Here is a 17,158-nt window from a genome sequence, read left to right on the forward strand (position 1 = left end):
CATTAAACAGAATTAAAAGTAGGCGCACCAAGGTCTGTCATCTTTGTTAGGGTGGGTTGAACAAGATATTACCTATGTCCACAGATATGTTAATCTTTACCCACCGAGACAGCAAGAGTTTGAAAAAAATAAATTTTTTTCTCAAGGTAGGGACAACAACCGGAGAACGTTATCTATCTACATTTTATTTTACCTCTGTATTTTAATAACCTTACAGATCAAATACGGGCGAAATTAGAAGCACTAACAATGTAATGTACGATTCCTGTGGCGGGTTACGCCAACACACCTCAAAACGTAGGTTGTACTAAGATATTTAAGTAATATTTAATGTAATAAGCACTGACGATAATATTAGATTCCCGACTTCTTTAAAGAAGTCGGGAATCTGAGTCTTAGTCTTTAGCTAACTTATTGTTGGATGTGTAGTAAACCTTACTACCAGTATCAGGGACAAAATGGCAGCTGATACATGAATTCCATACTGACTTCCAAATTGGTTCTTCCGATTTGTGGAAATATTCACCCATCACTGGTTTTATTGCCTCAGTTGCCTTCAACAAATTGTAGTGAGGGATGTTAAGGAATATATGGTGAGCAACATGAGTACCGATATCGTGATGGATATGATTAACCAAACCATAATCACGGTCAATACTGGAAATTGCGCCTTTTAAGAAAGTCCAATCTTCTCCACGATACCAGGGCAGCTCTGGCTCAGTGTGGTGCAAGAATGTCACCAAATCTAGCCAAACTATGAACACCAGGTAGGGCACAGCGTAATATTTCAGCAACCACATCCAACCCCATTGGTAGGTGAGGAAACCTAGCAAACCTACCATGCCAATCAAAAGTACTGTACTAGTGATGACATCCCATTTTTCCGATGGTTTGAAAAGCGAGCTGCTGGGCAAAAAGTGGGAGCCTTCTTTATTAGGAGAACGCTTAAAGAGATATACAGGATAAGCCAAGAGAAAAACATAATATCTGCCTATCTTTTGGGCTAAAGGCATATCCTTATATTGGGATTCTGTCACAGGATACCAGCTTTCATCGTTATCAAGATGGCCAGTATTTTTGTGGTGAGTTCTGTGACTAATCCGCCAACCATGATAAGGAACAAGTATTGGTGTGTGAGAAAGATGTCCAATCAAATCGTTAAGCCATTTCTGCTTAGAAAAAGATTGGTGTCCGCAGTCATGCCCGACCACAAACAAAGCCCAAAACATCGTTCCTTGCATTAGCCAGAAAATCGGAAAGAAAAGCCAAGAATCCAGGTAAGAAGCAACTGCATAAAGCAGACCGATAATCAGGATATCACGAAAAAAGTAAAAAAGTGATTTTTTCACATTGGGCTGAAAACATTCAGCAGGAATTGCAGCTTTTAAATCCTGAAGAGTGAAAGGTAATTTAGTTGTATCCTCAGACGTTTCAAAGCCAGGAGGATTATTGGAAGTGATGATATTTGATGGCACTGGATTCTTTTGTTTAGATATAAATCGGAACTTGATTTGAGACAAGATAATCTCACCTCTAAGATGCCCATGATACTAGCGATCGCTAACACACAAGAGGATAGATAATTTCTGGCAATTTATTTAAAATTTTATTCAGTAAACAATTGCCAGATTCTATTTAAACACAGCATGATAAACGCTCTCGTTGATTCAAGAGCGTGAGTGTAATCACAGCGCTATTCATCGCTCTGTATAATGTTCGTTGAAAGTCTTATAGCCAACATCAGTTGTGTATAGTTGACATTGGTCTGTAATCTGCTTCATTAAAGGCCAAGAAAACTGACACTCATCATGCAGATAAGGCTCCCAATTTTCTTTGATGCTGCTGTAAGCTAGCCGCAAATTATAAGAAGGAATCGCAGTGGAAATATGATGAGGGACATGAACATTGATATCATGGCACAAAATTTCTACCCAGCGCGGATAATCGCAATGAATAGTGCCAGCTAGCTGTGCTAGAGCTTCGTTCCACTTGTTCGCTGTCGCAAAAGGAACATCTGCGGCAGTGTGGTGAACAATAGTAAAAGTACTCATCCAAAAATGGTAAATTATCCAGGGCACTAGCCAAAACTTGACAAATCCCCAGATACCAGTTGTGGCGATGAGAATCGGGAAAGCGATCGCTACAAACACAACTACTACAGCCACAGAAAGCTTGATACTTGATTGGTCTTTAATTTTGAAGTTCCGCCAATCAAAATGCACTACAGCCCAATGTCCAATGGAACCTACCCACCAGAGGCGTTTACGCATGAACAACTCAAAAGCAGACTGCCGGGTTTTATCCCAATTTTCAAACACTTCCGGTCTGATTGGATGCCAAGCGTTGTCCTCATCCAGTTTGTTGGTATGAGTATGGTGATAATTATGCTTAATGCGCCAACTGTGAAAGGGGTAAATCAACGGCATCATGAAGAAGTGCCCCACTAAATCATTTACCCAACGGCGTTTGGCAAAAGACCTGTGACCACAATCATGACCAATTACAAAAAAACCTGTTAAAGCGGTGCCCGTAAAAATCCAAGCTAGAGGCAAGAGAAACCAAGGAGTGATAATCAGGCTGTAATAGCCCAAGCCAACCGCCAAGACACTGAGCAGTACTTGTGTCCAAGCTTTGCGACGGTTCTGCTGAAAACATTCCCGTGGCAGGGTTTTGACAATATCTTTGAGCCGAAAGTCGGAATTACTAGGCTCGTCACTTAGTTTCTGGCTATTAATTATTGATGTAGTCATGGACACCTAAAAAACAACAAACTCCTCCACCAAGTCACTAAAAAAGTGACTTACCGCAAAAATTCTTAATATTAGCGCTTCGGATTATAGCAATCTAACCGACACAAGCGCACCAGTAAATAGCTTTTTGAAAAGTGAGGAGTTAGAAGTGATGAGTTATGAGTTAAAAACGTTACGCATCATAACTCCAAACTCCAACTTCAACTCCTAACCCCTAACTCCTAACTAACTTTTGTTGGGGCCAACTTCACGTTAGTAGCCAGACCAACTGCTTGTAGCAATTGAACAGTCATCCAAGTTAAATCGATTTCCCACCATTCCAGCCCATGACGAGCTGAGTATTGAAAAGCATGATGGTTATTATGCCAGCCTTCACCGAAAACTAGTACGGCTACCCACCAGCAATTAGTGGATTGATCCCCAGAATCATAGCTCCGATAGCCAAATTTATGAGTAGCGCTGTTTACCAACCAGGTGCAGTGGTAAACCCAGACAATGCGAACAAAAATTCCCCAAATAACAAAGGGCCAGCCACCCAGAAGCAAAAGCAATACGCCTAGAGCAACCTGGATCAAAATGAAATATTTTTCTAAAAACTGATAAACTGGGTCTTCGGCAATGTCTTTGGTGAAACGAGGAACATCAGCGTGAGCGGGACAATAATGAATCAGCCAATCCATGTGGCTCCACCAGAAGCCTTTATTAGAGTCATGGGGATCAGCGTCAGTATCAGAGTTTAGATGATGAATGCGATGTGTCCCGATCCACTCAATTGGGCCTCCTTGACAGGAGAGTGTCCCAAAGAAAACCAGGAGATACTCTAGCCACTTGGGAGTTTGAAAACTGCGATGGGTGACAAGGCGATGAAATCCTAGAGTAACGCCTAAGCCGCCAGTCACCCAATACAGCAAGAAACCCACACCAACTGCCGTCCAGCTAAAGTTACCAGGAACAAAAGCAAATAAAGCGCCGATGTGCAGTCCAATGAAGAACAGGGTATTAACCCAGTTAATTTGAGGTTTGGTTGAAGTAGCAATTGTCATGCAGTAACCTGAATTTGAATTTTCCAGCCTAGTCTGCGCGATCTTAAAATCCGCATATCTATAATTTAATTTTTTTTGAACGAGGAACTGATGAACAGCTTAGAGCAGCTGCTGCAAGCAGAACAGGCACTATTAGAAATTTTTTCTGGAATTGACACTAATATCAAGCATAATCTAAAACGAGTGCTGGATGCCTTTCGTAATCACCGTGTAGGCGCACACCACTTTGCTGGGGTAAGTGGCTATGGTCACGATGATTTAGGACGAGAAACTTTAGATAAAGTTTTTGCCGAAGTTATGGGCGCTGAAGCTGCGGCCGTGCGGGTGCAGTTCGTTTCAGGAACTCATGCGATCGCTTGTGCTTTGTTTGGTGTTCTCCGTCCCGGAGATGAAATGTTAGCAGTGGTCGGTTCTCCCTACGATACGCTTGAAGAAGTCATTGGTTTACGTGGTCAAGGTCAAGGCTCTCTTATTGAGTTTGGCATAAATTACCGCCAATTGGAGCTAACCACAGAAGGAACTATAGATTGGCAAGCTTTAAGTACTAATGTGACTGAAAACACTCGTTTAGTGTTAATTCAGCGCTCTTGTGGCTATTCTTGGCGACCTAGTTTATCAATTGCTGATATTGAAAAAATTGTCCACTTAGTCAAACAGCAAAACCCGAACACCGTTTGCTTTGTGGATAACTGCTACGGCGAATTTATTGAAACCAGGGAACCTACAGCCGTAGGTGCTGATTTAATGGCGGGATCGCTGATTAAAAATCCTGGTGGAACCATTGTCAGCGCTGGTGGTTATGTTGCCGGTCGCGCCGACTTAGTGGAAGCATCGGCCTGTCGCCTTACTGCTCCCGGTATCGGAAGTTATGGCGGCGCTACTTTTGACCAAAATCGTCTGCTGTTCCAAGGCTTATTTCTGGCTCCGCAAATGGTAGGAGAGGCGATGAAAGGGACGTATTTAACTGGTTATGTATTTGACAAACTCGGTTATCCAGTGAATCCCGCACCTTTGGCTCCCCGTGGAGATGTAATTCAAGCAATCAAACTCGGTTCTGCCGAAAAGCTAATTGCTTTCTGTAAGGCGATACAACAGCATTCTCCTATAGGTTCCTACTTAGATCCTGTTCCAGATGAAATGCCGGGGTATGAGAGTAAGGTAGTCATGGCTGGGGGGACATTTATTGAAGGGAGTACCTTGGAATTATCAGCAGATGGGCCTTTGCGTGAACCTTATGTGGTTTATTGCCAGGGGGGGACTCATTGGACTCATGTAGCGATCGCATTAGAGGCTGCAATTAATGCAATAGGAAGTGCTGACACAAGACCATAGCATATATTCTGCAGGGCATCAGGTTTATTGAGAAATTAGTGAAAGGCAATCACATTACTTATCTTGTGACAAGTCAGAAGTGATTCTTATTTCTCCTCATTATCCGATCTGGTAGAGGTTAGGATAAATTTAATTGGAAGATTGGGGCTTTCTCTGCTGAAGTTTCTGAATTTTGTCAATAATTTTTTTGTACTTGTCTGTTGCTCTCACTGTTCATTAGATGATTTTGATGTAGATAGTATTTGGCAGAACAAAGTTTAGTTGAGTTTTGGACTGGCTTGGTAAATACTTTGTCACCCTCATTTACTCAATAGCATAAATACTGTATTTAATAATTACATATAAGTAAATGCGTTCCGTACAAACAGAAAGCACTTAAGACAAAATTTACAGTAGATTTAGAAATCATGAAGTGACCGCATTACAGGCGATGTGACTGCTGGGATTGATTTTGGCTTGTTAGTTGCTGCTCATCTGTGTAGTGAGGAAACAATTAGAAGAATAAAATGGAACTACTATGATAGAAAGGCTAGAGCGGATTGAGCCAATTCTAGAATGGACAGCACAAAGGGCTGAAGAGAATAAAGATACGATGTTTGGCAATAAGCCGCTTTGCGTCTACGCCCAACTGTACTCAACCGTAAATTTCTTGGTGCAGCTACCTAACTTTGAAGCGATTCTCACAGAACAAAAAGAAATTGAGGCTGAGATTAGAGAATTGAGAACTGAAAATCAAAGCATTTTAGAACATTTGTTTGCTAGACAGGAGAATGGCGAGTAATGAGCGATCGCCACAATATTACTACTACTGCACGTCTTAATGTCTACATCCAAGGTCAAGGATTCCCCATTCTGGGCTTACATGGCCATCCTGGTACTGGTCGTAGTCTTTCTGTCTTCACCAATCATTTATCAAAACGCTATAAAACTTTTGCCCCCGATTTACGCGGATACGGCAAAAGTCGCTACAACAGCAATTTTGACATGAATGATCATTTGACTGATTTAGAAGCGCTGCTAGACCGCTTAGAGATTGAAAAGTGCCTAGTATTGGGTTGGTCACTTGGGGGCATTCTGGCAATGGAACTAGCATTACGTTTACCAGAACGCATTACTGGGCTGATTTTGGTGGCGACAGCCGCAAAACCCCGTGGTAGCCATCCTCCTATTAGTTGGCAAGATAATTTATATACTGGCGTTGCTGCGCTATTGAACTATATAAAACCGAGTTGGCGATGGAATATTGAAACTTTTGGCAAGCGATCGCTTTTCCGTTACCTAATCCAACAACATACATTTACTACTTACAATTACATAGCTAAAGAAGCAGTACCAGCTTATTTACAAACTTCCCCTGCTGCTACTCGCGCCCTCTATAGTGCAATTCAATCGGGATACAACCGACTTCTAGATTTACAACAAATTCAATGTCCTAGCTTAGTACTTGCTGGTGAGCAAGACCGCCACATCACATCTAATTCCAGCTTAGAAACTGCTCGACACCTACAAAATTCTCAGTGGCAGTGCTATCCTAACACCGCCCATCTTTTTCCTTGGGAAGTCCCCCAGTTGGTTCTCAGTGACATTGATCGTTGGCTGGAAGAACATCCGCAGGTAATCAGTAGTCAATAGTTCAATGGATAAAAAATTTTGACTATTGACGAAGGATAAATGGAGAGAGAAGATATGGTGACGCAGTGAGTAAAAGAATTATCTGTGTCTTTGTGTCTTTGCGTCCCCATATCACTCCACCCGATTCATTCTCTGGCCTAACTTAAATTTGACCGCCAAAGGCAGGCTGTACTTTGCGGTCAAATCTTTCCCCCAAGTCGTCAGCAATTGTTAAAGTATTAGGTTTGCAACGCTTGACACTTACAACAATTCCCGTAGCTCCTTCAAGCTCCAAATCCTCTATGTATCCTTTGCTTGCTAATGTTGCATCAGAAGAACTCAGAAATGGCCCGAAGTAGTACGTGCAACGGGGATTCTGCGTCACAATCTCTACCCACCAAGCCAAGCCGATGTTCTCGAACGTGTTAATCAACAGTTCCTTGAGGTTATGCCAAATGGTTTTCATGGTTTTCGCCGATTTATAAACGTGCTACAGGGTGTTAAACGATATGGTGCTTTATTATCTTTTACATTTCTTTATACTCTGTTACTGTTATTTTTTCAAAGAAATTTTTTGTAATTTTTCTAGGTGCAGGGTATTTAGCGATCGCTGACGATAAACTTCATAAAGCGCCATACCCGCTGCTACAGAAGCATTGAGGCTGGGAGTTTTACCCTGTAGAGGAATAGATACTAAAAAATCACAGGAGCGTTGAGTTAACATACCCAGACCTTCACCTTCTGAGCCGATTACCAAAACGATTGGGCCAGTGAAATTAACTGTATGCACAGGTTCGCTTCCACTTGCAGCAGTGCCGTAAATCCAAAAGCCAGCTTCTTTTAATTCTTCTAAAGCGCGGCCGAGGTTGACAACTCTAGCTACAGCAAAATTTTCTAAAGCGCCTGCTGCCACTTTCATTACAGTAGAAGTGATGCCAGATGCTCTTCTTTGGGGAATCACTAACCCTTGAGCGCCTATTGCTTCGGCAGTGCGAATAATTGCTCCCAAGTTGTGGGGATCAGTAATTCCATCAGCCACGACAATTACAGGATCGGTTACAGATTTAGCTTGTTCCAGTAGATCCGCCAATTCCATGTAGGCGTAGGGAGCAGTTTGTGCCGCCACACCTTGGTGATTGGCCCCGTTAGTAAGATGGTCTAAGCGCTTGGGTTCAACCTCATCAATAACTGTGCCATTTTCCTTCGCTTGCAAGAGGAAATGGTGAAAGCTGGGATCGTAGCGCAAACGGGTAGTAATCCAGATCCGATTGAGATTGCGTTGATTTTGCAACGCACTCAATACGGGGTGACGACCGTAGATGAGATCGCTATCTTCTTCTATCGGTTGTGTAGATACAGACGGCTGGGAGAAGTTGCTATTTCGTTGTCGGGAGTTGCCATAGCTGGAGTTGCTATCTATTTTCCTGGGATTGCGAGTCGGATTAACAACAGAGATGGTGTTGCCATCTACTTTTCTAGGATTGCGAGTCGGATTCGCAACAGAAATAGGATCGCTATCTACTTTCCTGGGATTACGAGTTGGATTCGCAACAGAAATGGGGTTGCTGTCTATTTTCTTGGGATTGCGAGTCGGATTAGCAGCAGAAGTAGGATTGCTATCTACTTTCCTGGGATTACGAGTCGGATTAGTAACAACACGTTTACCTTTAATTTTTACGGGTTGTCCACGATTTGCTTCGCCAGAAGTCTTGACTTTTCTTGGTTTATTCTGCATTTGAGTTTATAGATATAGCGTATGGTTGATCATCCCGATTACCTCAATTTTTCGAACCTAATCTAGTGTTGTGTCTACTGTGAAATTGAGTTTTCACTCCTTTTCTATATGAAGTATTTGCAACAGTTCGGTTAGACGCTGGTAATCGGTGAGATATAAGTAGCCAATTAAGGTTTCTAGACTAGTTGCCTGTTGATAAATTTCGGGATTAAGTCGCTTAGGGCGTCCTGTTGCGGCGTTTCTACCCCGTCGGACAATTTCTAATTCGGTATCCCTGAGATGAGGAATCAGCGATCGCAAATGTAGCGCTTGTGTTTCCGCTCTTACCTGCTCCACTACCAGACTATGGTAAATTCCTGACCGCTGCAATGGCAGCAGATAGAAAATTCTAACATACAACTCATAAATTGCATCCCCCAAATATGCTAAAGCAATAGGAGAAATGTTTTGCACTTGTGAGAGAGAAATCTGTTGGAATGGCGCTGTGGTTGCCAAGAGTGCTTGGTTCCAAGATAAACTCTGTTTTGGAGCTTTATCTTGTCCATCTAATAGCTCTTCCTCCTGTGACTTCACAAATAAATCATTCCTTGACGGGCTACATTTGGCAGGCAATCTTTACAAAGACTGATTTTTCTGAAGTATGCCATGATAGTATACTTAGCATAATCAATACTATCAAAATTACTTCCTAATTTCATCTTTTTGATTGATAGTTGGCATTTTAAGTCACCCTGATGTCAACGCCTATAAACCAAATTTTGCCTACTTCTTGTGGTATGGGGCGAAAATGGGGTAAAATTTGGACATCAAATTCACCCTTTTATTTGATTGCATTGCCATGCTTACTTAGTAAGCTGCAACTATTCACTATACAGTATTAAGCCAAGTCCACCTATAGATAAATCTGCTGGCTTTGTATTTCTTACAAATTTTTCAGATTTGATTGTTTATCAAAACAGAATTCAGGAGTCAGGAGTCATAATCAGCATGAAATGGAGTCCGGCAGACGGATCAGTAAACGGCAGTTTTGACCCCACACTAAAGAAAGCATATTTAGTGTTCAACTAAATAGTGTTAGGTCTGAATACCCCACGCTTTTGATTCTGATTCCTGAATTCTTGTTCAACTTATATTCTAGCCAACTATTACATAGCGAAGAACTGGTTGTTTATATCTTTTAGTTATTGCTCAACTTTAAATATAATAGTTCAACTGGCTTTGTGCCTCTCCCACAAGGAGAGAGGTTTTTTTTGCCAGAAGTTTTAAAAATTAAGCTATCGGATGTTGAATCTAGATAGCTAAATTGAACTCTCAGGTCGAGCTATCAAGACTACTTGACGTTTTCTAGAGCGTCTTCAACTGATTTTTGCAGGGAGAGAAACTTCTCTAGGCGAACAAGCTTGACCGTTTGAGTTACGCGGGCATTTGTGACAATTTGCAAAGTGCCCTCAGCAGTTTGAGCCTGCTTGGCTAGCTGTACCAGAGCACCCAAGCCAGAGCTATCAACAAAGTCGATTTGTGAGAGATCTAAAATAATGTGCTTAGGGCCCTCATCAATCTTGCTGCCAAGTGTCTTGCGAAATGTCGGCTCAGAAAAAGCATCTAACAAACCTGTGAGGCGGAATAGCTGACAGTTATCCCGGACTTCACGAGTGCCTCTCAGGCTAACGGTTAGATTTAGTGGCTCAGCAATAATTCCCTCCTCATGAGTTAAAGTGAACGCTCAAGTATAGATGGTTTTTGAGCAAATTGTCTACAATCTGCTGGAATAGGGGATTGGGGATTGAAAAGAGGCCAGGGGCAGGATGCGGGGGGCAGAGGGGAAAATTCTTCTTCCTTGCTCCCTGCTCCCCTGCTTCTTGCTTATTCCCCATTCCCTATTTTTACCTCACCTCTGCCACGGCTTGACGTGCTGTTCGCATGGATTGAACAAATTGCTCAAACAAGTAATCAGCATCGTGGGGCCCAGGGCTGGCTTCTGGGTGATACTGTACGGAGAATACGGGTAGAGATTTGTGACGTACTCCGGCAATGGTGCGATCATTTAAATTCAGGTGACTGATTTCCACATCTGCCGTAGGTAATGAATCTGGGTCAATAGCAAAACTATGGTTTTGGCTGGTAATTTCTACCCGTTGTTGTAAGCCTGCTGGCTGATTCAAACCACGATGACCAAATTTGAGTTTATAGGTTTCTGCCCCTAGTGCATGACCTAAAATTTGGTGTCCCATACAAATACCGAAGATGGGTTTTTGACTTAACAGGAGTGCTTTGGCAGTTGCAATCCCTTCGGTGACGGCAGCAGGGTCGCCAGGCCCGTTAGAAAGAAATACACCATCTGGATTGTATTTGAGAATTTCCTCTGGTGGCGTATCAGCGGGTACAACAATTACCCGGCAACCGTAACTTACTAAGCGACGCAAAATATTACGTTTAACGCCAAAGTCAAGGGCAACAACGGTAAAGGGTTTTCCAAGATTTTCCGCAGCCTCAGAGTTGAATTCCCAAGCTGCAATTGTGGGATCTGACCACTCGTAAGCCTTTGCGGTAGTAACTTCACGAACCAGATTCAATCCTGCCATGTTGGGAGCCGCTAGTACCTGCTCTAGCAGTTCCCCTTCATCGAGAATGGTTGTAGAAATGCCACCGTTCATCGCTCCGAACATTCGAATTTTGCGGGTTAGGGCGCGGGTATCAATGCCGTATATCCCTGGTATTTGGTTTTGTTTGAGGTAGTCAGGTAAAGATTGTGTCGATCGCCAGTTACTTGGACGCTGACAAATATTCCGTGCGATCGCACCCCGCACTTGGGGCCCATCTGATTCTTCATCTTCAGGATTTACGCCAGTATTTCCCAATTCAGGATAAGTAAAAATGACTATTTGACCAGAGTAACTAGGGTCAGTCAGGACTTCTTGATAGCCGGTCATGCCAGTGTTGAAGACCACTTCTCCGATCGCTGTTCCCATCGCACCAAAAGACCAACCGCGATAAGTGGTTCCATCTGCTAGGACAAGTAAAGCTGGTATTGAGTCAGTCAGGGGCATAGGTGATAGATTAGGGATTGGGGATTGGGCATTGGGGGCTGGGCATTGGGGGCTGGGCATTGGAAAGAGACAGAGGGGCAAAATCTTCTCCTTTGCTCCCTACTCCCTTGATTTCCCAGCCTCTAATTCCTAGCCCTTAGTCCCCAGTACCCAATACTGCGATTGTTAATTATCCCATGAGTTGAGCAATTGGAACTTTTTAAGATAGTTAATTAAAATTAAAAGGCAATTAAAGTAGCGGGAGTGGATTTGGCAAAGCTTGGGCAGTTAAAATTAATTATGTTTCAGTCTTTTTTATCCCGTGCAACCCTAATTTTCGTATCAAGCGCTCTAACGGTTTTGTGTGTTGCCTGTAGTGAAGACAAACGGAACACTGCAACTGGTGGCAACGAGCAACCCACGCCAATCGGGGATCTGGCATCAGTTCAGCCTGCCGTTGAACCAGTAACACCAGCAGCTACCCCAGAAGTACAACCGCTAGATTCGTCTGAAAGTGAACCAAGTCTTTTTGAGATGGGGCGAGACAAAGCCGTTGGCGCTTGGAGTATCAGCCAATCAGCTCAATCTCCAGATGACTGGAATTTGGTGGTGAGTCAGTACCGAGATGCGATTGCGCTGATGCGAAGAGTGCGGCGACAAAGCCCAGAATTTGCGATCGCTCAAACTAAAATAACTGAATATCGCCGCCAACTTAAATATGCCCAACAGCAAGCTAATCCTCGCCCTGTGCCAGTTAGGGAACCTCAAAAAGTAGTTGTTGTTGTTCCCCAGACGGCAACCAAACCAAAATATATCTCACCTCCACAAGAAACAAAAACGTTGTCACCAGAGCCAGCTTTGCCCTCATCAGCAGTGGTGATTCCAGATCAGGAAGTATTTACAGCCCCAATTAAAAGGCGAATTGGTGGCACGCCAATTGTGGAAGTCACCTTCAATGGCCGACAACAATTTGAGATGATTGTGGATACAGGAGCAAGTGGGACTATCATCACCCAACAGATGGCCAATGCTTTAGGAGTCGTGACAGTAGGAAAAGCTAAAGCAAACACCGCGAGTTCCAGAGCTGTAGAATTTCCCGTGGGCTATGTTAATTCGATGGCAGTTGGCGGGGTAATGGTAAATAAAATACCAGTTGCGATCGCAGGTGCGGAACTAGAAACTGGCCTCCTAGGACATGACTTTTTTGGCAATTACGATGTCACCATCAAACGTAATGTTGTAGAATTTCGTCCGCAGCTGCGATCGCAAATTAATTCCCCAGAAACTCAACTAATTGCTCCAACTTCGTCCAAGCTGCCCCACTTTGTAGAATATCCTTAGCGATTTTAATACCTTGGGCGTGATCGAGGAAGGCGATCGTACCCGCTACTTGTAGCGCCAATGACGCATTCAAAGCGACTGCATCCTGTTGCGCCTGAGTTCCCTTACCTTGGAGTACAGCCTTGAGAATCACCGCATTCTCTTGCACATCCCCACCCCGCAGCATACCTATGGGAGCAGGCGTTAAATCCAAATCTAGGGGATTAATAGTAGTTAACTGCACTTCTCCTTCTGATAACACTGCCAAATCAGTTAAATCTCCTAATCCAGCCTCATCAAGTTTTTCTCGCCCGTGCAGCACAATTGCCTTTTCCTTGCCCAAATTCTGTAAAGCTTGGGCAACAGTTGCCAAAAGCTTGGGAGTAAATAAGCCCACCACTTGCCCAGTTGGACGCAATGGGTTTACCAACGGCCCCAGCAGATTAAACACTGTTCGTACCTTCAAAGTTCGCCGTAATTGGGCAACAGCCTTGAGTGCTGGATGCCAACCAGGGGCAAACAAGAAGGTGATCCCAACTTCTTGTATTGCTGCTTGCACTTTTTCGCTAGAAGCACTTAAGTTGACTCCCAACGCTTCCAAGACATCTGCACTTCCTGTGAGACTTGATGCAGAACGATTGCCGTGCTTGGCCACCGATACGCCAGATGCAGCAGCAACAAAAGCAACTGCCGTAGAAATATTAAAAGTTGATGATCCATCTCCACCAGTACCACAGGTGTCAATTAAGGAGATTGGCGATTGAGTCAATTTTTCTCCAGCCCCCATTTTTGATTGAGACTGTAAAACTTCAGCCATACCGGTCAACTCGTCGGCAGAAATGCCTTTAAAGTTTAGCGCTGTTAAAATAGCCCCTGATAACTCTGGAGGAACGGCTTCACTGAGCCATCCTTGCATCAATTCAGCAGATTGAGTACGAGATAATGATTGTCCATCTATTAATTGTTGCAGCAAGATATACCAGCTAACAGAAGATTCTTGAGCAGGGATTGGGAAAGTTGTCATAGCTGAGGTTTATAGTGTTATGGGGTGTAGCTACATTGAAGGGTATGGGAGCTATCCTACCGGAAAATTGGCAGTTCTCAAACTTAGCTTGAAAGATCAAGGTTTAATTGTAGAACTGAATTAACAAGGTTTTGATTTTGTACTTTTTTATCTAAATAAAGGTAAGCGTTCAGGAGTGTAAAGAAGACGAAAAACAACCCCCAAAATCAAGCAATAAAATTAAGCAGGTTTCAAAAAATCACAATCATCAAAATAAGTAGTAGTTTGTGGAAGCAGAGAAAGCACATCAAGCTCGCAATCAAAACGTCAAATTGTGGGTTGAAAGTAACCGGATGCTGCGGCGCTATAGTGTAGAAGCTAATGACAGCAAGCGGAACACGGAGACAAAAAAGTGCAAATCACTAAGCGCAATGTTGAATTAAGAGTAGATGGCAGTTTAATGCGTGTTTATGTTGCGGCTCCCAAAGCAGCAGGAAAATACCCTGGTATTGTCTTTTACAGTGATATTTATCAGTTAGGTGATCCAATAATTCGTTTAGCTAACTACTTAGCAGGATACGGCTATGTAGTAGCAGCCCCAGAAATTTTTCACCGAATTGAGCCAATTGGTTTAGTAATTGAGCCAGACGATCTGGGACGGATGCGGGGTAATGACGATGCGCGTCGAACCTCCGTAGCTGATTATGATGCCGACTGCCTTGGTGTGATTGAATTTCTGAAAACAGAGAGTGCGGTTTCTCCAAATAAAATAGGCACTCTCGGCTTTTGTATTGGTGGACATTTAGCTTTCCGCGCAGCATTTCAAAGCGAAATTCGGACTTGTGTCTGCTGTTACCCTACTGGTATTCCCAGTGGTAAACTGGGTAAAGAGGTAGCCGATACAATCCAGAGAGTAAGTGAAATCAAAGGCGAGATGCTTATGGTGTTCGGTACTCTTGACCCTCATATACCAGATAGCGATCGCCAAACCATAATCAAAGCAATTGAGAATGCTAACATACCTCACCAAGTTTTCTTGTATGAAGCAGAACATACTTTCATGCGCGACGACGGTTATCGTTATGATTCTAGTGCTACCACCGCAGCTTGGTCTGAAATAGTAACTTTCTTGGGGCGCATATTCGCAAAGTGAAAACTTCTATTATTGCTTTCTTCGCGTCAATTTTGAGTTGTCTGCAACGCTAATAACCCAGCACCGTAAGCAGGTTCATACCTCGGAAAAATCACCTTTACATTAGGAAACTTCTTAACAAGAGACGCTGCAAATCTTTCATGGATCTTGCATCTACCCCGCCATACAGTTCCTGTTGTGACTACTTCTAAAACTGAGTCAGCACTAAAAATCGCATCTATTATTGTAGATGTAGCTTTTACTAACTCTTTTACAGCATCATCAATTATGATATTCGCTACTATATCACCTGACGCTGCTGCAAAATCTACAACTGATGCTAAAGCTGCTATCTGTTTAACTCCCCATTCTCGGCGATATACTACTTCTATTAAATCTTCTATACTTTCCAAATCGAGATGCTGTTTGAAGCCCTCTATCAAACTTGTTGATATTTCCCGTCCATCATAAGATTTTAATGCTGCATTCATGCCTGCGATCGCAATTTTATAAGCGCTACCTTCATCTCCTAAAATATACCCCCAGCCGCCGACTCGCTTAGTATGTCCTTCATGATTTAGACCGAAAACTATCGAACCAGTACCAGCTGCAACCACAATTCCTACAGGCTGACCAATTCCACCAACTAAAGCAATTAAAGCATCGTTACAAATTACAATATTGGCTGGTTGTAATGCCCAAGTAATAGGCAATTTATTATTCTGTAACTCTTTAACTAAACCTTTCACTACTTCGATATCTGTTGCACGACCTACACCTGCTAAACCCAAACATATCGCATCAATATTCACAGTATTTGTAATTATTGCTGCCTCAACCGCATTTTTAATTGCAGATTGAATAGATTGTAGAGTGGCTTCGATACCTATACTCTGATAATTAGATGGGCCTGCTTCAGCACGACCTAGCACTAGATGCAAATCATCCATCAAGATACAAACAGTCTTGCTACCGCCGCCATCTATTCCTAAAACGTAACTCATGGATTGCAATAATCTTAATTAATTTGATACTTCAGTTCTTCTTTCAAAGGAATAAAAAATAGAGCAATCATCCCAGGAATGGTCAGCAAACAAACCAAGACAAAAAATAGTGGATAGCCAAGTTCTTTCTGTAAATAACCGCTAACTAATCCGGGTAACATCATTCCTAAAGCCATAATGCCAGTAGATATGGCAAAATGAGAAGTTTTATATTCACCTTGGCAAATATACATTAAATAAACACTAAAAGCTGTAAATCCAAAACCATAGCCAAATTGCTCCAAGGAAACCAAGGGATACACTAATGTTAGTGAAGGCTTAGTATAAGCCATATATACGTAAAAAATATCAGGTAAATTCAATGCTAAAGCCATAGGGAATAAACATTTTTTTAATCCATATCTAGAAATTAGCAAGCCTCCTAAAATTCCTCCACAGATTAAGGATATTACCCCAAATGTCCCGTAGACTAATCCGACATCTGATGTTGATAGCCCTAAACCACCTACTTCTGGTTTGTCCAATAAAAATAAAGAAGCTATCTTGACAAGCATTGCTTCGCCAAGTCTGTAGAGCAAGATAAATGCTAAAATATTTATAATTTTATCTTGAGCAAAATATGAGTTAATGATAGACCAAAAGGGGATCTTTTCTGTAGGCTTTAGCTGTTGTTTGTTATCTGATTCAGGTAAGGGTAAAAATAGGCGGTGAGAAATAAACAAGATTGCTAAAATTAAAGCTGAGAAGCCAATAGCTATAGTCCAGCTTAAAGGAATATTATTGAGAGATAGTTCAAGCCGACCTGCTAAGACTACTAAGAGGATGTTTTAAAAGTCGAAGCGAGTTAAAAATTATGCCAGTCGCCTGACCATAATCCGGATCATCGCAATGTAAATAAAAGTCTCAGAGGTTTCTGGTAGTCGTTCATAATCTTTACTTAAACGTCGACACCAGTTAAGCCAACCAAAAGTTCGCTCAACAACCCAGCGCTTTGGTAAATGGACAAAACCTTTCTTTTCCAATGGTCGAAGCACAATTTCCACAATCCAGCGAAACATATCCATCACCCAACGCATAAATTCTTCACCACGGTATCCGCCGTCCATCCAAATAAGATTTAAACGTTTTACCTGACTGCCTGTATTGTGAACTCGGTTGAGAACTTTTTTCGCTCCTTCTCGTTCTGGAAGACTGGCTGAGGT

At 42.5% G+C, this 17,158-nt stretch carries 16 protein-coding genes and 1 pseudogene; 5 read left to right on the forward strand and 12 right to left on the reverse strand.

Annotated elements, in window-relative coordinates:
- Positions 1-395: 395 nt before the first annotated feature.
- The 3 genes from H6G97_RS13335 to H6G97_RS13345 form a co-directional block, all read right to left on the reverse strand.
- Positions 396-1,475, reverse strand: a complete 1,080-nt coding sequence (locus H6G97_RS13335; RefSeq protein WP_190941082.1) for a fatty acid desaturase — start codon at positions 1,473-1,475, stop codon at positions 396-398.
- Between the two features lie 222 nt (positions 1,476-1,697).
- A complete protein-coding gene (locus tag H6G97_RS13340) occupies positions 1,698-2,750 on the reverse strand; it encodes a fatty acid desaturase (RefSeq protein WP_190941069.1) in 1,053 nt (350 codons plus the stop codon).
- Between the two features lie 221 nt (positions 2,751-2,971).
- Entirely contained in the window at positions 2,972-3,793 is an 822-nt protein-coding gene (locus H6G97_RS13345) for an acyl-CoA desaturase (RefSeq protein WP_190910620.1), read from the reverse strand.
- Positions 3,794-3,883: 90 nt separating this feature from the next.
- On the opposite strand from H6G97_RS13345, the gene H6G97_RS13350 reads away from it, so the two are divergent.
- From H6G97_RS13350 to H6G97_RS13360, 3 genes are all read left to right on the forward strand, one after another.
- The gene (locus tag H6G97_RS13350; protein ID WP_190941070.1) at positions 3,884-5,125 is read left to right on the forward strand and encodes a methionine gamma-lyase family protein; all 1,242 of its coding nucleotides are present in this window, start codon (positions 3,884-3,886) and stop codon (positions 5,123-5,125) included.
- A 517-nt stretch (positions 5,126-5,642) separates the two neighbouring features.
- Positions 5,643-5,906 carry a hypothetical protein gene (locus H6G97_RS13355; protein ID WP_190941071.1) on the forward strand — a complete coding sequence of 88 codons (264 nt, stop codon included), beginning with the start codon at positions 5,643-5,645 and terminating at the stop codon, positions 5,904-5,906.
- A complete protein-coding gene (locus tag H6G97_RS13360) occupies positions 5,906-6,757 on the forward strand; it encodes an alpha/beta fold hydrolase (RefSeq protein WP_190941072.1) in 852 nt (283 codons plus the stop codon). The genes H6G97_RS13355 and H6G97_RS13360 overlap by 1 nt, the downstream gene beginning before the upstream one ends.
- 142 nt (positions 6,758-6,899) lie before the next feature.
- On the opposite strand, the gene H6G97_RS13365 is transcribed toward H6G97_RS13360, so the two are convergent.
- The 5 genes from H6G97_RS13365 to carA form a co-directional block, all read right to left on the reverse strand.
- Positions 6,900-7,202, reverse strand: a complete 303-nt coding sequence (locus H6G97_RS13365; RefSeq protein WP_190941073.1) for a DUF1816 domain-containing protein — start codon at positions 7,200-7,202, stop codon at positions 6,900-6,902.
- Between the two features lie 87 nt (positions 7,203-7,289).
- On the reverse strand, positions 7,290-8,471 hold the full coding sequence (gene rlmB, locus H6G97_RS13370; RefSeq protein WP_190941074.1) for a 23S rRNA (guanosine(2251)-2'-O)-methyltransferase RlmB: 1,182 nt from the start codon (positions 8,469-8,471) through the stop codon (positions 7,290-7,292).
- 93 nt (positions 8,472-8,564) lie between these two features.
- Positions 8,565-9,044 carry a Mini-ribonuclease 3 gene (locus H6G97_RS13375; RefSeq protein ID WP_190941075.1) on the reverse strand — a complete coding sequence of 160 codons (480 nt, stop codon included), beginning with the start codon at positions 9,042-9,044 and terminating at the stop codon, positions 8,565-8,567.
- Positions 9,045-9,801: 757 nt separating this feature from the next.
- Positions 9,802-10,167 (reverse strand): STAS domain-containing protein, encoded by a 366-nt coding sequence (locus H6G97_RS13380; RefSeq protein ID WP_179069247.1) that lies wholly within the window; start codon positions 10,165-10,167, stop codon positions 9,802-9,804.
- 187 nt (positions 10,168-10,354) lie between these two features.
- A complete protein-coding gene (gene carA, locus H6G97_RS13385) occupies positions 10,355-11,518 on the reverse strand; it encodes a glutamine-hydrolyzing carbamoyl-phosphate synthase small subunit (RefSeq protein ID WP_190941083.1) in 1,164 nt (387 codons plus the stop codon).
- A gap of 279 nt (positions 11,519-11,797) precedes the next feature.
- On the opposite strand from carA, the gene H6G97_RS13390 reads away from it, so the two are divergent.
- Entirely contained in the window at positions 11,798-12,838 is a 1,041-nt protein-coding gene (locus H6G97_RS13390) for a retropepsin-like aspartic protease family protein (protein ID WP_190941076.1), read from the forward strand.
- On the opposite strand, the gene trpD is transcribed toward H6G97_RS13390, so the two are convergent.
- Positions 12,768-13,841, reverse strand: coding sequence for an anthranilate phosphoribosyltransferase (gene trpD, locus H6G97_RS13395; RefSeq protein ID WP_190941077.1), 1,074 nt, complete (start codon positions 13,839-13,841; stop codon positions 12,768-12,770). The genes H6G97_RS13390 and trpD overlap by 71 nt on opposite strands.
- Before the next feature lie 391 nt (positions 13,842-14,232).
- Between trpD and H6G97_RS13400 the strand changes: the two genes are divergently transcribed.
- Positions 14,233-14,973, forward strand: coding sequence for a dienelactone hydrolase family protein (locus H6G97_RS13400; RefSeq protein ID WP_190941078.1), 741 nt, complete (start codon positions 14,233-14,235; stop codon positions 14,971-14,973).
- 26 nt (positions 14,974-14,999) lie between these two features.
- Here H6G97_RS13400 and H6G97_RS13405 read toward each other — a convergent pair whose 3' ends face one another.
- From H6G97_RS13405 to H6G97_RS13415, 3 genes and pseudogenes are all read right to left on the reverse strand, one after another.
- Positions 15,000-15,956, reverse strand: coding sequence for an N-acetylglucosamine kinase (locus tag H6G97_RS13405; protein ID WP_190941079.1), 957 nt, complete (start codon positions 15,954-15,956; stop codon positions 15,000-15,002).
- A gap of 14 nt (positions 15,957-15,970) precedes the next feature.
- Positions 15,971-16,777 (reverse strand): annotated as a pseudogene (locus H6G97_RS13410) (MFS transporter); the annotation flags it as partial.
- 30 nt (positions 16,778-16,807) lie between these two features.
- On the reverse strand, positions 16,808-17,158 hold a 351-nt coding region (locus H6G97_RS13415), incomplete at its 5' end, for a transposase (protein ID WP_190941080.1).

The sequence above is a fragment of the Nostoc flagelliforme FACHB-838 genome (assembly GCF_014698065.1).
Taxonomy (GTDB): Bacteria; Cyanobacteriota; Cyanobacteriia; order Cyanobacteriales; family Nostocaceae; genus Nostoc; species Nostoc flagelliforme_B.

What these genes read in the sequence shown, in the direction of transcription:
- H6G97_RS13340 (WP_190941069.1), bottom strand. Translation starts at nt 2,750, where the DNA reads ATGACTACATCAATAATTAATAGCCAGAAACTAAGTGACGAGCCTAGT.
- H6G97_RS13345 (WP_190910620.1), bottom strand. Translation starts at nt 3,793, where the DNA reads ATGACAATTGCTACTTCAACCAAACCTCAAATTAACTGGGTTAATACC.
- H6G97_RS13350 (WP_190941070.1), top strand. Translation starts at nt 3,884, where the DNA reads ATGAACAGCTTAGAGCAGCTGCTGCAAGCAGAACAGGCACTATTAGAA.
- H6G97_RS13355 (WP_190941071.1), top strand. Translation starts at nt 5,643, where the DNA reads ATGATAGAAAGGCTAGAGCGGATTGAGCCAATTCTAGAATGGACAGCA.
- H6G97_RS13360 (WP_190941072.1), top strand. Translation starts at nt 5,906, where the DNA reads ATGAGCGATCGCCACAATATTACTACTACTGCACGTCTTAATGTCTAC.
- H6G97_RS13365 (WP_190941073.1), bottom strand. Translation starts at nt 7,202, where the DNA reads ATGAAAACCATTTGGCATAACCTCAAGGAACTGTTGATTAACACGTTC.
- rlmB (WP_190941074.1), bottom strand. Translation starts at nt 8,471, where the DNA reads ATGCAGAATAAACCAAGAAAAGTCAAGACTTCTGGCGAAGCAAATCGT.
- carA (WP_190941083.1), bottom strand. Translation starts at nt 11,518, where the DNA reads ATGCCCCTGACTGACTCAATACCAGCTTTACTTGTCCTAGCAGATGGA.
- H6G97_RS13390 (WP_190941076.1), top strand. Translation starts at nt 11,798, where the DNA reads ATGTTTCAGTCTTTTTTATCCCGTGCAACCCTAATTTTCGTATCAAGC.
- trpD (WP_190941077.1), bottom strand. Translation starts at nt 13,841, where the DNA reads ATGACAACTTTCCCAATCCCTGCTCAAGAATCTTCTGTTAGCTGGTAT.
- H6G97_RS13405 (WP_190941079.1), bottom strand. Translation starts at nt 15,956, where the DNA reads ATGAGTTACGTTTTAGGAATAGATGGCGGCGGTAGCAAGACTGTTTGT.